The sequence below is a fragment of the Moorella glycerini genome (assembly GCF_009735625.1).
GTDB classification, from domain to species: domain Bacteria; phylum Bacillota; class DSM-521; order Neomoorellales; family Neomoorellaceae; genus Neomoorella; species Neomoorella glycerini.
The window spans coordinates 1-15,292 of sequence record NZ_CP046245.1 but is presented as its reverse complement, the minus strand read 5'-3'; the positions used below and the strand labels follow the sequence as shown (position 1 = coordinate 15,292).

The following is a 15,292-nucleotide window of genomic DNA, read 5'->3' as shown; positions in this document are numbered from 1 at the left end:
TAAGGACGGCCGGAAGGCCAGGAGGCTTAAATTCAAGGCAGCAGGTGCGCTTAAAAGCGCTCCTGCTGCCCACCGCTGTTGCCTTTATGATAAGGCCGCCGCTACGTTAGCCCGTAAGGGCGTCCAACGTTGCGGCGGCCCCCTATCTTCCCTTATCCCCTTACGCTTTAAAATACCGGCAGGCTGCCCCGTAAGGGTTAACTTTTCTGGATGCAATCTCGCAATGTCCGCGTTTTTTGCCCCAGTAATGCCGACAGGCAGCGCATACTTTGGCCGCCGGTGCTTGTAAAGCCTTTGCAGTACCCCCGGGTCCAGTTTTTGTGTGTCGAGTAGACATATTGATTCCTTCCTTTCCTTGAGAAATAGAAAGTACGTTCTCGTTATGCCCCTCACAACAACCGGACGTGCGGTTTTCCCGCATCCGGCTCTTCAAGGAAGCTCACACACGTTGACCGCTAAAAGCGTAGAGATTGACATAGATTTGGGGACTGGGCACCGGATGGCGCTTGACGAACTCCCAGAACCGCTTGCGCGCATTTAACCGCTTCTGGCTCATGCGGCTTACCCATTTGGCGACGATATGCAGGGCCTGCTGGGTAAAGGCCCTCACCCGAGGGTAGTTGCCGCTTACCCCGTAGTAGCGCTGGTGGCCGAGGAGTTTGCTTATGAATATGGGCCACCATTCGCGTAGGGGCATGGCATATCTGACCACCTTCACCCAGGCTTTGATCGCCTTCAGCTTTTCCCGGAACTTCTTGGCGCTGGTGCGCCGGCCTAGCTTGTAATAGCCCTTGCGGGTCTTGTCGTTGTAGTGGGTAAAGCCGAGAAACTCAAAGGTGGGTGGCTTCAAACCCCGACGTCTGGCGTTTGCTTCGGCATAGCGACCAAAGGGGATTACCCTGGTCTTTTCTGCTGATAGTTCGAGCCCGAATTTGGCCAGCCGCTGTTTCAGGGCCTGGTGGATCTTCGCCGCTTCTTCTTTCTTCTGGACGCAGACGATGAAGTCATCGGCGTACCTGATGAGTTCCGCATAGCCTTGCAGTTTGGGTTTGACGGCTTTCTCGAACCACAGGTCTAAGACGTAGTGGAGATATATGTTGCTTAGTACCGGGCTGATGAGGCCGCCCTGGGGCGTTCCTTCTTTGGTTACTTGCCAGTTCCCTGCTTCTATGACTCCCGCTTTTAGAAACCGCTTGATTAGCCGTAGGAATTGCTGGTCCCCTATTTGCAGTTCGAGCATCTTCATTAGCCATTCATGCTGTACAGTATCAAAGAAGCCGCGAATATCGGCGTCGATGATATGGTTGGTTGGCCGTTGCATGATGGCTACGTCTATGGCTTTTAGAGCGGTGTGACAGCTGTGCTCGGGCCGGAACCCATGGGAGCTATCCAGAAACAGGGGTTCATAGATGGCCTTCAGGATGGTCGCTATTCCCTCTTGGACTATCTTGTCTTCTACCGCCGGGATGCCTAACGGCCGCATTTTGCCGTTACTCTTGGGGATGTATACCCGCCTGACTGGCTGGGGCCGGTAGCTCATAGTCCGTAGTTTCTGTTCTAGCTCGCGCAGGTTCTCTTCCAGGTTCTGGCCGTATGCTGCTACTGTCATGCGGTCGACGCCGGGTGCTGCGTTCTTCCGCAGCTCCGCAAACCACTGGCCCAGGTTCGTGGCACTGAACAGGCACATCAGGTTCAGGGCCTTGGCTCCTCTGGGCGAGTAGTCGGATAGGTCGGCCAGTCGTGTTGCCAGTGTGGTCCCCAGTCGTCGCTGGGACACTGTTTCCCTTGCCAACGGCGCTTCCTTGCCAGCCCCTTCGAGTGGCTCACATGCCGCAGCAGGCGTTACCCTACCTACACCTCTACTATGGGCTGGTCCGACTGCCGGCACCCCCTGGCTTCCTCTTCCCCTTACCGGGTTATCAGAAGCTACCTTGCCGCCTGGCAAGGAGGCTGCCGGCTCTCCCACGTTCCGATGCGTGCCATTTGGGCTCATGCCGTGCTCATAAGACCCCGTCCCGGCACCGGCCTCTCGCCTTGGCAAGGCCGGTTGCTGTTGCCTTCCCTCGACATGAATCGTGTCGGCCTGGGATACGTTGGTACTTTCGGGGCTCAATCGCTTCATCTCCTATCTCAATAATTTGCTTCTAGCTCGTTAAATCTCCTGCTCTCTTAGATTTTCATTTTTTATGATGAAGTCCAAAAGGGCAGACTAAGCCTCCATCATCGTCCACAACAACAAGACGATGGTTTAATCTTTAAGTCTTGGGCAGTTACCCTCACCACTTCTTGCCCTCGGCTACCCTATCATGTCTCCCGGGGTCTATGCCCTGTTTCATTCCTTCGTTCGGCCTTTTGAGGGCGGGTGGGTTGTGCCAGTACTTACAAGCAGGGTCTATGCCCTTATGGAGATGATATGGCTTCCCCCACCCAAGACTTTTTACCTTGTGTTTGGGTTTTTACTTAAGCTGCTTGCTGTAATTGGGCGCGGCGATAGTCGCCTAACACTTTGTCAGAGTCGTAGTTTTCTTTCTTCCTGGCCAGGCCGTACATCACCCGTAGCAATTTTACGGCTATGGCTATTAAGGCCTGCTTTTTCTTTAAGGGGTTTTCCCGCCTGGTCAGGAAGTAGTGGTACAACGCTTTAAATTCACGGTTCTTGGCTACTAGAGTTAGACTGGCTTGGTATAACAGGTTCCTTAATTCGGCTCGCCCGCGTTTGGATATTTTGCTTTGCCCGTTCTTCTGCCCGGAACTTTGTTCGCTTAAGTTCAGTCCGGCGAGTTTTTGGATTTGCTTCCAGTGCTCGTAATTTTGGGGATCGCCTATTTCGCCTAAAAAGCCGGCTACTGTTACCAGGCCTATACCGGGGATGCTTAATAAATTGCCTGCGATATCTATTCCTGCCAAAATATCGGCCATGGCTGCTTCTGTTTGCTCGATTTGCTTCTGGTAAAAGGCTATTTCGTCCAGGCAGGCGTTTAGCTTGTGTTGGGCTCCGGTTAATCCTTCGGTTACTCCTATGGACCCCTGGGCCGTCTGGTAGAGGGCCTGGGCTCTTTTCATCCCTACCCGGTGGTTACTGGCTTCTTTTAATGCAGTGGCTAATTCTTCGAGTTTATAGCCCAACTTTGACACTAAAACTTCTATTTCAAGGGCTTAAAGACCACCAAGACTAGTAATATCAACGATCTTTCTCTACCGAAGTCGGCAAAACGTAGTGAAAACAAATCTGCCTTAGAGTATTTTCACGCCGGGCATCTCTTGGTATAATAGTAATGACGATAACCGAGGTGATGCCCCTTTGTTCCCCCGTATTATCACTACCAGGCGCGGCGGCCATACCTACCATTATCTGGTCCTGGTAGAATCCTACCGGGAAAAAGGCAAGGTAAAACAGCGCCAGGTTGGGCATTTAGGCAACATCGACCAGTATTCCCAGGAAGAGATACAGCGGCTTATTAATAAACTGCGGGAATTCCTTAAGGAAGATGAGCTGGGCACTGTTAAGGACCTCCAGACCTTCGGCACCAAGCATTATGGTATCCCCTATGTGGTGAATTTTTTCTGGGAGCGACTGGACCTGGACGCCTTCTTTAAAAACTATCTCCAAAATCGTCAAGTAGAGATGGATGTGGCCTTATGCACCAAGATTATGATTTTAAACCGCCTCATCGCTCCTAAAAGCAAGCTTGGAGTATCCCAATGGTTAAGGCAAATTTACCTGCCGGAACTGGAAGAGAAACAGCCTGAGTTGCATCATTTTTACCGTACTCTTGACGTCCTGGAAGAAATGAAGGATTATCTGGAACGCCACTTGTACAACCGGCTTACGGATCTCTTGAGTTATCAGCTTAACCTGGTGTTTTACGACTTGACCAGCAGCTACTTTGAAGGTACCCATTGCCCCCTGGCCAGGTTCGGTTATTCCCGCGACCACCGGCCGGACTGCCGGCAAATTAATATTGGCCTCCTGGTGACTCCGGAAGGCATGCCTATTGCCCACCAGGTATTTGAAGGTAATATACCTGATAAAGTAACCGTGGCTGGCGCCATCGAACAACTTAAGCAAAAGTTTGCCATCAAGAGCTGTATTTTCGTGGGCGACCGGGGTATGCTGACCAGTCATAATTTAGAAGAACTCAAGGAGGCTAACTTCCGTTATATCCTGGGCTTTCATAAACGCGGCCGGGAAGTGAGCGATGAACTACTGGCCAGGTACCAAAACCTCGAAGAATACCAGCTAATAGACGGCGATAACCCCCTCTTTTATGTGGAAGTACCACCAGAGCAGGTACAGGCTCCCCCTAAAGAAAACTTGGTAGAGGGAGAAGAGGAAGAAAAGGAAAACTTCGAGCCTCCGGTTCGCTATATCCTTTGCCACAATCCTCTCAAAGCCCAAGAGGATTATGAATTTCGGGTCAAAGCGATAGAAGAAGCCAGGATAAAATTGCAAGAGCTGAAAGACAGGCTGGCCCGGGAAACCCCGCGGCGGGGGCGCAAGCCTACCACAAAAGGAGTCATGCTTAAAGCAGCTGCTATCCTTAACAAGAAGGGCCTTGCTCCAATTTTTGATATTACTTATGACGGCAAGTCTTTCAACTTTGAAATTAATGAGCCGGCTCTGGCTAAAGAGGCTTTGCGGGACGGCAAATTTTTAATCCAGACTAATGCTGACCTGCCAGCTGAGGAGGTAATTGCCGCCTATAAAAACCTGCTCCAGGTAGAAACCGCCTTTCGCCATATCAAGGACTTCATTCGCTTGAGGCCTATCTACCACTACAACGAAAGTCGGGTTAAGGGACACATCTTTATATGTGTGCTGGCTTATCTCTTTGAAAAATGGCTGGAGGTGATACATCGCCGATATATTGAAGATGAGATTTTTAAGGCGAAACAAATCCCTGATCCTGAAAGTCAAGAAAGAGAGTTACGCCGCTGGAAGGTTGCCCATAAAAGCGGCCGCCGTATCCTGGAATTATTAGAAGAGATAAAGGCTGTTGACCAGCAGTTTCTTGATAAGCGGATTTATAGTATCACCCAGCCCGGACAAAGCCAGAGTGAATTGTTAAAAATTTTGGGCCTTCCACTTCCACCTAAAATTTTAACCTTCAGGTAGCCACTAAGAGCCCCAGAAAGGGGTTGTAGTGACAATTGTCCCTATGGACCCCTTGATTTTTAAGGGGCGGTGTCAAAGTTGGGTTATAGGCTAATATTAACCTGGGGAAGGGACAGTTCCTTAAGACCCATTGGGCTGCTTTGCCTAACAGGTTTTTGAATACTTGCCCCAGCTCGGGGAAGTATTCGTCCAGGATGGCCTGGAGTTGGTTTAAGGCGCTGTTTAGTTTCCGGCGTTGCTGCCGCCGGGTTACGGTCAGGTTCCTTAGTTCGGCATATTTTCCTTTGGGCAAAAGGCAGTGGAGGAAATTCCCGTCCTTGACTACTTTGGCTATTATCCCGGCGTCTTTTCGGTCGTTCTTGGTGGGGGAGTTATCTACTTCCTCTTTCCGCCTTTTGACGTGATAGGGATTGACTATCACTACTGTATAACCCTGCTCCTGGAGAAACCATGCTAAGGGTTTCCAGTAGTGGCCGGTGGGCTCCATGCCGATTACTACTTTTGTTGCCCTGGCTTTTTCTTTGGCTTCTTCCATTTTTGCCACTAGACGATAATAGCCTTCTTTGCTATTATGAAACTTGAAGGGTTTGACCACATCCAGTTCGATTTGGTTATAGATCCGTGCCCAGTGATTGTGCTTGGCTACGTCGATCCCGACAATTATCACTTCTCCATGGACCAGTAATTTCTTTTGCACTTCATTCATTCGGTTTCTCGCCTCCTGGTGGGTTTGTTTGTTTTGGTCTATTATTTTTTTACCAGGAGGCTTTTTTATTGGCAACACCTACCTTAATTCATTACAGGAATGCTTACGGCCTGTTCCCTCCTGCACATGCAGCTTCGATACGTCCGTTGCCGTTCGCACCGTGCATGCCAGTTCCGGGCGGTTGGCTATTCCTTACCCGGGCCGGACTCTCACCAGCAATCACGCATCAGCTTGCGTGGCGCACCCATGTCCTGCCACCTCCATGTGCTTTGATCAAGTAGCAACTGTTTCTAGCCTTTTTCCCCAGATCACCTCGTAAGTGTGGGTGGCAAACAGCTCCTGCACCTCAAACTGCATCCTCTTGACCGCCATTTCCAGATAGGCAGGGTTCAGGTCAATATAAATGCTGTTTCTCCCCAACTGCTTTGCCGCCAGGGATGTGGTCCCGGACCCGCCAAAGGGATCCAGGACCGTGCCTCCAGGGGGGCAACCTGCTAAGATACACGGTTTGATCAGGTCGAGAGGATAAACAGCAAAGTGGGCTTCCGGAAAAGGTTTGGTTGGTACAATCCACACTGAGCGTTTATTGCGTCTTTCCCGGGGTTGATGCCGGGCATTGAAGCCGGTATAACGCCGGTTGCCCACCCCGTCTTGTTTTCTTAGCCCGCTGTTTGTGGTGCCTATTACTCCTGCTGAACCCCTTGGGTTACTACGATCGCCGCTAACTGCATCTTCCTGGATAGCCTTGTAGTCGTAGTAATACCGTTCGGATTTGCTCAGGAGGAAGAGGTATTCGTGGGCCCTGGTAGGCCTGTCAAGCACGCTTTCGGGCATGGCGTTGGGCTTGTACCAGATAATATCGCTGCGGAGGTACCAGCCGGCATCGCGGAGGGCAAAGGCCACCGCCCAGGGAATACCTACCAGGTCCTTCTGTTTCAGCCCGGCAAACCGGCCCCGGTTGGCCTGCAGGTAATAAAGGTGCCGCCCGGTCCCCTTCTGGCGCCTCTTTTCGTCCCACTTTCCCTCTTTGCCCGGGCTGGCGTAGCAGTCGCCCAGGTTTAACGAGAGAGTCCCGTCGGGCCGGAGCACCCGCCTGACCTCGGAGAAAATATCCACCAGCCTGGCGATATATTTTTCCGGGGTATCTTCCCCTCCCACCTGGCCCTCTATGCCATAGTCGCGCAGGCCCCAGTAGGGCGGGGAGGTAACGCAACAGTTGACGCTTTCTGCCGGCAGCCCTTTAAGGACCTCCAGGGCATCGCCGAGGTAGAACTTGTGATGGGTATGCATCTGCTTCCACCTCCCACCTTAAATCAGACTAAGCGGTATAATTCCCGGTACTTGTCATGCTCTTTGCCGGATCCCGGCGGCCCGGGTAACTTCCCTTTTCCCTTCCTGGCCGGCTTCGGCCCCGGCAGGTGCCGGTAGTCCTCCCGGCAGGCCTCCAGCAGCCAGCCAGCGGCGTTGGACTTCTCTTTCCCTTGCTTCATCATGGCGATCTTACCGAGAACGTAATCCAGCGGATAACCTGATAATTCACTCACAATCTCCCCGGGCAAGGGATGTCCTACCGCTTCCATGAAAGCCTCCTGGACCCGGCTGGCGAACCCAGGATGTCCTTGACCCCCATCTTCGCCTGTTAAGTTGTTACAGGTTGCCGGGGCTTCAAGGGGGGCGCCCTCATCTGCAGGGTTGCCCGTCTGTTGGGTTTGGTTTCCCTGGCCAGGTTTTGCCTCCGGGTGCGGCGTTACAACAACAACATCATCTTTTCTATACTTTTCTTTTCTTACATTCCGCTCCAGGAATACCTGTATCGGAATACCCGGGACTTTAGTCCCAGGAAGTTCTGTATCGGAATACCTCCCCTCTTCCCCGGTATGTTTGAATGTCCCCCCGCGTATTTCCCGCAACGGGCCTTCATAACCCGGGTCATCATGGATGGCATAGCGGTTTCTCCACCCGGACGGCCCTTCCCGGCCGGCCAGTTTGCCGTAATCCTTGGTTACATCCAGCAAACCCACCCGCCAGAGCATTTCCGCCAGGCGGTAAAACCGCTGCTTGCCCATCTTGAACTTCTGGCAGAAGTAATCCACCGTCCAGGGCATAGCAGCTTTGCTATCCAGGGAATCACGCCTGTCAACAAACCTCTTCAGGGCGGTATAAAAACCAGCTAGGTCGATACCGCCAATCTCCAGGAGCCCATCCATAAGCGTATTGTCAACCACCAGGTGCCCCCGGCTACGGCCGCGTACAATCTCACTCAACCTGTTACCCTCCCGCTATTAGCAGGCTATATTGCCTGCCAGCACCTGCTTTTTACTAAGCCGCCGGGTGCAATTAACGGCATAACCTCTCGCCAGCTGATGAACTTCTTTATCCCCGGCCCCTGGACACCATAGTTATAAGGCCAGGTCTTCACAAAAACTTTGTTAACAACACCATGTAGACTCAATGCCTCCAGCGGGTCATCCTCAAAAAACCATTCAATCCCGTAGTGCCGGGCAAACAATGCCTTATCGCCCCGGGGAAGGAACATCAACGCCCCGCCGGGGAAGCCGTTCGCCGCCAGCCACTCCCGCGTAAAATTGGCGGCCAGGACCGGCCGGCTGGTGAGGTAGATAACCTCATGCCCGGCGGATGCCATTAAACACAATGTCGCCGCCGCGTAGGGGAAGGGCTGGGCCATCTTCAGCAATTCCAGGCCTTCCGGTGTACTAAAATACCCTGCCGGTATTCCCGGGGAAGGGTATTGGGTTAACGAAAGGCAGGTAAACTTCATAGCCAGCATGACGTTTACATTGGCGATAGTGTTGCAAAGGTCAACCCCGATACGCATGCATATCACCCCCCACCGGCCATAACCCAAGCCTTTTCCCATCCAGGCTGCGGCCGACCCAACAGGTATCCCTGGCCATACTCAACGCCAAGGTCCTGCAGAACCTTCAACTCGCCCGGCCTTTCGATTCCCTCGGCAATTACCTCCGCCCCCAGGTAACGGCACACCTCCAGGGCCTGGGCCAGGAATAAGCGCTTGGAAGAATGGCCGACGCAGCTGGCTACCAAAGATCGGTCCCACTTGATAAAATCCGGCTTCAGGTGCAGGGCCGCCCGCAGCTGGCCTATATCCGGCCCAACGTCGTCTATAGCTATCCTGGCGCCATTCCCGCGCCAGGCACTCAAGGCGCCCGTTAATTGCTGTATATCCCTGCAGCCATACTCGGTTAACTCGATGACCAGGCGTGGGTTCGCGTAGGCACCGGCATCAATATCAACCAGCCCTGCCGCCGTCACGTTAACGCTTAAGTAACCCTCCGGCGGGTAGCCGCCGGCCAGGACAGCCCAAAAGCAGGCCGTATCAAGCTCGCTCAAAAGCCTATAGGCCGCGGCGCTTTTAAAGAGCCGCCCCGGTTTGGCAAGGATTCCCTCCCCCCGGACCAAAGCCTCATATCCCCATAACCGCCCGGACGTAAGGTTCACTACCGGCTGGTAGTAGACACGTATCCTGCCGGGATTTTTTATTACCGCTTCGATGTCGCTTTTTTTGAGCAATGAGATCACCGCCTTCCCGCCAGGGGCTGTATGGTTTCCGCCCGGCAAAATATTCTTCTACCTTTTCAATCTGGGCGGGACCGATATAGTAAACCGTCACGGGCGGCTGCCCGGGCAGCTTTAAAACAATAATTTCGCTCTCAGGTATAAGGACCAGCTCTGATACCTGCACGTGTACCGGTACAAACGGGTTCTTCTCCCCCACCTCTGGCCACCACCTCTCTTTTAAAAATCAAAAATCCCCGCCAGGGTTTCCCTGAACTTGTCCGGGTCAATCCTCTTTCCATTCCGGTTGGCGTCCCCTGGGACAGGGGGCACAAGCCCCCTCTCTTCTAACCTGGCCAGCCTTTCCTCGATACCCGCCAGGCGCATCCCCAAGTCCAGCCACTCCCGGGCCACTCGGCCCCTTAACCGGGGAGGATAGCGGAAAACAGGATGGTCTGGCGGGACACGAATTTCCAGCCTTTTCAATGCTTGAGGCAACTTTTTTACCTCCCTTTCCCGCCAAAACGGCAGGGTTAAGTCTAGACTAGGCGACTTTCCCGCCAAATGGCCGAAAAAATGCTATGAAACCCAGTAATTGCAAGGCTTAAGCCATCCCGCCAAGCATCTTTAGATAACCGGTCGCGTTGGCAAAGAAGGGGTCTTTGGCTATTCTAGCCCCCGGCAAGGCCCGCAACAACCCATCGTCAAACAGGCAGGCCCCGCCGCCGGCGAGAATTACCAGGGCCACAAACCCGGCGCGGCCGCCCCAGGCCGCCAGCACCCCCTGGGCGATAGCCTGGGCGACGTCGCGCCTGGCCTTTAGTAACGTTTCCTCAAGATGGATATCCTTGCCTGCATAGTGAATAGGCCGGCCGACTAGCGCATCTTCAACAACCTCCTGGTACATGGCCGGGGCCAGGGGGGCACCTGCCTGGCGCTGGAACTCGGCCGCCAGGGCGCGGTGTACCAGGTGGACACCCGCCTCCAGGCTGCCGCAGGCCTCCGGCAGGGGGCATGGCACGCCATCACCACGGTCTTCAAAGAGCAGGTAGTCGGTGGTGTAGGTACCCACATCGACCACGCCGAAATACCCGTTCCCGGGCAGGGCTACATCCCCCGCCAGCACCACGCCCGCCCCCTGGGGGAACACCAGCACCTTACCGAAGCTAATATGCCTTTCCTCCCCGCCGTCCACGCTCACCCAGGCCGCCAGGCTTTCCAGGCGCTTTTTCAGGGCATCTTTCTGGCCACGGAAATAGGCCAGGGGCAACCCCATCGCCAGGTCAAACTGTTTGGGGAATGGTCCTTTATCCCCGGCACCTGCCAGGTAAGCGGCCGCCAGCAGCATCAGGTCATGGAGGGCCGCCGGTTTCTCCCGGCTTAAAGAAGTGGTGGCCGCCAGGGATCGCAGGGCCGCCTCGCCGACAAGCTTTTCCTCTACCTCCCCGCTTATTTTACGCACCTTTACCTTATGGCCTGTCCCATCGCGGAACATCCCGCTTAGGGGGTCCTCAACATAAGGCGCCACTACCGCGGGAAAAGAGACCCTGGCCACCGGCGACACGGCTTTGACAAAGCCGTAACCCACGTCAACGCCTACTGTTTTAATTGGTGCCACGGTTGCCGCCTGCGGGTCAGTCTGGATAGTAGCAAACATTAAACCACGCTCCTTTGCTAAATAGATCGCTTAAAAAAGAAAACCGGGGCCTAACCCCGGTTCAAGGCGACCACGCGCCATATGCAGTATAATAACTCACCCACCATCCCCAAGTTGTAACCCAATGCGGCGCCCACAAATAGGAGCCGTTATATAAATTCCTGGGTTCAAACCGAGATAATGGATATGTTCCTGTTGCCCATCTGGTGTAACGTGATTCGCCTATCATCGCCTCCCCGCCCTGAAGGCCCGGGAAATAATATGTTGGGTTGTAACAATTAATATGCACAACAGAATATTCATCATTGTACTTGGCTGTATTGGGATAATTATCAGGCCAGATATAGGCCGCCTTAATTTCCCCGGGATTTAAAAAAACTGTGCCGCTCCAACTCACGCCCCTATATCCCAGCCCTCCCCATCTAATATCAAGGCTGGCAGGCACCTGGACAACATGGCTGCTGTCCCTGTTAGCCACAAAGAAGGTGCGGTTGCCGAAGTCAACCCAGGCATCAACTTGTCTTAAACTATCATTAGCAATTCTATAGCCGAGATTACTCTTATCAACCGCAAATGCGCCATACTGGATGTCACTATTCCCACTATCCACTCCTAGTGCCGGTACCCATCTAACCAGATCTGCGCCAGTATCGAACACGGGTCCTTTAATCACTGCAATGCTGGTATCACCGTAATAATACCCGCTGTAAGGCCAATTTATTTCGTGCCCGTATTGATAGCCTCTTGGGTTTACATGAGTAATAATATATGATGCATAATAACCATTTAAGGAATAACGAGCATAAAATTGATTAGGAGCGGTAGCATACCAATGATCATAACCATAACCGGCTCCCCATGATGCTCCATTCCGGTTGTTTGCAGCGTTTGTCTTGGCCCATTCCGGCGCTTCAGGGTCGCCGACGCTTAGTACCTGGTAATATAAATATAATGTCGCCTCGTCGTGATTATTTCCATCGTAGTAGGGCCAGTAATCCCGCCTATAAGTAAAATAATAATTAACTGCCGCTGCATTGGCGCTAAATGACTGCCACCAGTAGTAACCAGGCAATCCCCCTGGAACTGTAATATTTTGATTTACACGATAGTAGCCAGGGCTATACCCGTCAACAGTCGTGTTTGCTATAAGGTTGATTTTTACCGGATAAGACCCTACAGACACAGCTGAATATAACGGGTACGCGCCATAATAAGGGTTCCAGCCATACCGGCCGTTGGGTGTCGCGTCCATAAAGTCCGCCCCGGCGATAGGGAAAGCTAGTTTAAGGTCTTCAGCAACAGGGAAAAAGGGCACATAGAACAATGTGGGATTGGGCGTAAATTGTATTAACCAGGAAAAACTTCGGGGAGTAAACCCGTTTTTTATTTGCGGCGCCCAGACTTCCCGCCAGCGATTGGTATCTTCATATTGTGTTTCCTGGTACCCGGCCAGTTCCTGCGCTTGCTCTGTTCTGGAGGTTTTTTTGAGCACGTAAGCGCGGGTTTCCTTGCCGGTAGAAGGATCGCATTCGATAAATAGATCTTCCCTGTCTCCATAGTAAAAGTAACCATACACGTTTCTATCTCCTGTAGGATTGCCATTTAGATCTTTAATGCCCTGCAGGGTTACCCATATCTTTGCGGGCGCCGCCACGGCTTTCCCGGGCATGGGCAAGAGCAAGCTTAAAAATAATATCAGGGCAAGCCCACGGGAATATTTCTTTATTTTGGCCATAACAACCACCATCCCTTACTGGATTAGCCGGACCCTGATTTTCGGTTCAGGGGTGTTCGCCGGTATTAAGGGCACTTCCTGCCAGTAGGTCTCAACAATCTCCCGCGTTACCGTCCGGTAGACAGGCACCCGCTTGGTAACTATGGGGTGATAAGCCCCAACCGTAAGCTGCTGCTCGCCCGGCGGCGGGCCGCTGGCCCCGGATGTGCCGGTATAATCCTTCTCTAGCTTGTTGTTCTCATAGGTAATCTCGATATACTTGCCGTCAAACTTCTCCTGCACCCAGTTGCCGTTGCTGTAGTCATAATCCACCGTAGCAATCAGCTTAAACTGGGTATGGCCCGGGTTCCAGTTCCACTCCACCGTAAGCGTTTCCCCGGCGTGGAAATACTCGTAGGCACGGTCCACCAGGTACATCATCGAATTGCTCTTATCGTAGTCATAAAGCCGCACAAAGGCAAAACCATTAACCGGGAAAGAGGAGGCAAAGGTGGCCTTAACCTTATAACCCTGGCCCACCACCACGCTGTTGACCTTGTTGCCGTTCTGGTCGTAAACATCCAGGCCGGTAACCGCCAGGTCATTGCTGCCCTGGAGGCCCTGGCCGCCACCGCCGTCGCTGGAAGGCGGCACATAAGCATCCTGGCTGGCCTGCTTAACGTTGTTGTCGTAATAGGGTTCTAAGAAAGTACCAATCCCCGGCGGCACCTGGCCGTTGTAGGTGGGGTTATACAGCTGTTTTTGCCATCTTCCCGGCACACCGCCCAGGGTTACCCCGTTAGGGTCGTAAACGGCGTTGATGGCGGCAATCAGGGTATACTTCTTTCCCTCAGGCGCGGCATAGAACCCGTTGATTGTTAACGCTCCCGGCGTTCCAGCGGCTACGGAGCCCCGGGGAATATTAACCTTCTGGCTGGCCACCTGGAAAGGTTTCGGTTCCCCTTCCGGCCAGGCGTAGAGGGTGAAAAGGGCGTTAACCGCGTCAAAAGGCGAGAGGTTTTCAACAACGGCCTGGAAAGGCGCCTGGCCGTTACTGCCGGGAGAACCGGCGGTAAGCTGGGCCACGCTCAAGTCTGCCGTCCAGGCTACCTTCTTGTGCTCGTAGCCTACCTCCGGGACCCAGTAAACGCCCATGTTGGGGTAAAGCGTTTCCAGGCGATGCACCAGGCCGATGGCGGCGTCTTTGGTTAAGTTAAAGAGGTAGGTGGGCTTGTTGTTCGGAAAATTCCCGGCGGCCCGGATGTCGCGCTGGCCGTCGTTGACGGTATCGAAATTGGGGCCGGGACTGACCAGCATGGGGTTGGTCTTGCTGGCACCGGTGATGTTAGATGAAGTAAAAATATATGTGCCATATGGCATGTGGTAGAAGATGTTCCTTATAGCCGCGCTGCCCTGCTTCGCCCCGGCATCGGTGACGTTGTACCAGCCGCCGCTCTTGGGCCACTCCAGGGCTTGAAGCCAGGTATTCAAATCAGAGGACGGTGGGGTTAACCCATCTTTAGGATTGATAAACCCCCAACCGTCCCCCAAAATTAGGTTGCCCTGGGCATCGCGGTTATCAGGCGCGAAAAGGTATTCCGCCGTGCTGCGGTAGGGCCCGGTGGGGCCGAAGTCCCCCAGGGAGCCCCCTTCTGGATTACTGGAAGAGATGCTGAATGGGTGGACAAGGATAAAATCGATGTAGGCCCCCTGGGTGCGGGTGTAGGTGAGGTTGCCGTAGCCTGGAGGCGGTGGGTAAGCATTCTTGTCCTTAAAATCCCAGGCCCATGCATCCAACGGCATCATGAAAACAATCACCGCTAACAGTAAAACCGCAACCAACTTCCTGCGCATCTGCTTGCCACTCCTTTGCTAAAAGTTTTTCGCCCATAAAAATAGCGATAGGGCGGGAAAAATCCCGTCCTATCGCCATCTGGGGAAATAATTGACCCTTTACTTTGGCAGAAGTAAGGGGCCGGTTAAAACGCCTCGGCTGAGTGAGGCACTCCACAGCCTTGGTTTTGAGTATCGTTTACCTGCTAAGTAAAGTAGCTATAACCCCAATAAACCCTGTCACTAAGGTAAATAGAGCTCCTGCCGCAAAATAGTTCAATGTGGTTAATTTGCCGCTAAATTTCTCATCCAGCTTATCAATACGGCTTTCTAGTTTGTCAATGCGGTTTTCTAATTTATCAATACGGCTTTCTAATTTTTGATCACCGTCTTTAATTTCTTTGGTTAAAGTTTCATCCAGCTTATCAATCCTCTGCAAGAGGAAGAAAAACTCGGGCGAAGCTAGGGTATGATGCGGTTCGTTGGTGGCCGCTATCTCCCGTAAGCTTTCCTCCGGCATGGCGCTCACCTGCCTTGTGCCTCCATTCTAACCCAATATTACTGGTAAATCAATCCCGGCATATCATGTGTAAAATTTTTTCTTCCAGCGCCTTGACTAAATACCGTAATTAAAGGATAATCTAGTTAAGGGAACGGCAAGATTGAAGCCCTTTGGCGGCCCCACCAAACCGGGGTTCGTTTACGGCCCTTGAAACTGCGCCAACAGCTTCA

12 protein-coding genes and 2 pseudogenes are annotated in these 15,292 nt (G+C 52.9%); 1 reads left to right on the top strand and 13 read right to left on the bottom strand.

The window, feature by feature from the left end; genetic code table 11:
• Window positions 1-439 precede the first annotated feature (439 nt).
• Window positions 440-2,113, bottom strand: a complete 1,674-nt coding sequence (ltrA, locus tag MGLY_RS17510; protein ID WP_246187526.1) for a group II intron reverse transcriptase/maturase — start codon at window positions 2,111-2,113, stop codon at window positions 440-442.
• A gap of 347 nt (window positions 2,114-2,460) precedes the next feature.
• Window positions 2,461-3,126 (bottom strand): annotated as a pseudogene (locus MGLY_RS17505) (transposase); the annotation flags it as partial.
• A gap of 175 nt (window positions 3,127-3,301) precedes the next feature.
• Here MGLY_RS17505 and MGLY_RS17500 point away from each other — a divergent pair.
• Window positions 3,302-5,116, top strand: a complete 1,815-nt coding sequence (locus tag MGLY_RS17500) for an IS1634 family transposase (RefSeq protein WP_156272643.1) — start codon at window positions 3,302-3,304, stop codon at window positions 5,114-5,116.
• An 85-nt stretch (window positions 5,117-5,201) separates the two neighbouring features.
• Here MGLY_RS17500 and MGLY_RS17495 read toward each other — a convergent pair.
• The 11 genes and pseudogenes from MGLY_RS17495 to MGLY_RS17450 form a co-directional block, all read right to left on the bottom strand.
• Window positions 5,202-5,822, bottom strand: a pseudogene (locus tag MGLY_RS17495) (IS110 family transposase); the annotation flags it as partial.
• A gap of 273 nt (window positions 5,823-6,095) precedes the next feature.
• Window positions 6,096-7,112 carry a DNA-methyltransferase gene (locus MGLY_RS17490; protein WP_156276611.1) on the bottom strand — a complete coding sequence of 339 codons (1,017 nt, stop codon included), beginning with the start codon at window positions 7,110-7,112 and terminating at the stop codon, window positions 6,096-6,098.
• Window positions 7,113-7,135: 23 nt separating this feature from the next.
• On the bottom strand, window positions 7,136-8,086 hold the full coding sequence (locus MGLY_RS17485) for a hypothetical protein (protein WP_156276609.1): 951 nt from the start codon (window positions 8,084-8,086) through the stop codon (window positions 7,136-7,138).
• 26 nt (window positions 8,087-8,112) lie between these two features.
• A complete protein-coding gene (locus MGLY_RS17480; RefSeq protein ID WP_156276607.1) occupies window positions 8,113-8,658 on the bottom strand; it encodes an HAD family hydrolase in 546 nt (181 codons plus the stop codon).
• A gap of 5 nt (window positions 8,659-8,663) precedes the next feature.
• Window positions 8,664-9,299 carry an EAL domain-containing protein gene (locus MGLY_RS17475; RefSeq protein WP_246187530.1) on the bottom strand — a complete coding sequence of 212 codons (636 nt, stop codon included), beginning with the start codon at window positions 9,297-9,299 and terminating at the stop codon, window positions 8,664-8,666.
• Window positions 9,265-9,576, bottom strand: coding sequence for a hypothetical protein (locus MGLY_RS17890; RefSeq protein WP_170291253.1), 312 nt, complete (start codon window positions 9,574-9,576; stop codon window positions 9,265-9,267). The genes MGLY_RS17475 and MGLY_RS17890 overlap by 35 nt, the downstream gene beginning before the upstream one ends.
• 20 nt (window positions 9,577-9,596) lie before the next feature.
• Complete coding sequence (locus MGLY_RS17470) at window positions 9,597-9,854, bottom strand: hypothetical protein (RefSeq protein WP_156276603.1); 258 nt, start codon at window positions 9,852-9,854, stop codon at window positions 9,597-9,599.
• Between the two features lie 106 nt (window positions 9,855-9,960).
• Window positions 9,961-11,013 (bottom strand): ParM/StbA family protein, encoded by a 1,053-nt coding sequence (locus MGLY_RS17465; RefSeq protein WP_156276601.1) that lies wholly within the window; start codon window positions 11,011-11,013, stop codon window positions 9,961-9,963.
• 61 nt (window positions 11,014-11,074) lie between these two features.
• Window positions 11,075-12,748, bottom strand: coding sequence for a hypothetical protein (locus tag MGLY_RS17460; RefSeq protein WP_156276599.1), 1,674 nt, complete (start codon window positions 12,746-12,748; stop codon window positions 11,075-11,077).
• Window positions 12,749-12,763: 15 nt separating this feature from the next.
• Entirely contained in the window at window positions 12,764-14,581 is a 1,818-nt protein-coding gene (locus tag MGLY_RS17455; RefSeq protein WP_156276597.1) for a hypothetical protein, read from the bottom strand.
• A 178-nt stretch (window positions 14,582-14,759) separates the two neighbouring features.
• Window positions 14,760-15,080, bottom strand: a complete 321-nt coding sequence (locus MGLY_RS17450; protein ID WP_156276686.1) for an SH3 domain-containing protein — start codon at window positions 15,078-15,080, stop codon at window positions 14,760-14,762.
• Window positions 15,081-15,292 lie beyond the last annotated feature (212 nt).

What these genes read in the sequence shown, in the direction of transcription:
- MGLY_RS17490 (WP_156276611.1), bottom strand. Translation starts at nt 7,112, where the DNA reads ATGCATACCCATCACAAGTTCTACCTCGGCGATGCCCTGGAGGTCCTT.
- MGLY_RS17480 (WP_156276607.1), bottom strand. Translation starts at nt 8,658, where the DNA reads ATGCGTATCGGGGTTGACCTTTGCAACACTATCGCCAATGTAAACGTC.
- MGLY_RS17465 (WP_156276601.1), bottom strand. Translation starts at nt 11,013, where the DNA reads ATGTTTGCTACTATCCAGACTGACCCGCAGGCGGCAACCGTGGCACCA.
- MGLY_RS17460 (WP_156276599.1), bottom strand. Translation starts at nt 12,748, where the DNA reads ATGGCCAAAATAAAGAAATATTCCCGTGGGCTTGCCCTGATATTATTT.
- MGLY_RS17455 (WP_156276597.1), bottom strand. Translation starts at nt 14,581, where the DNA reads ATGCGCAGGAAGTTGGTTGCGGTTTTACTGTTAGCGGTGATTGTTTTC.
- MGLY_RS17450 (WP_156276686.1), bottom strand. Translation starts at nt 15,080, where the DNA reads ATGCCGGAGGAAAGCTTACGGGAGATAGCGGCCACCAACGAACCGCAT.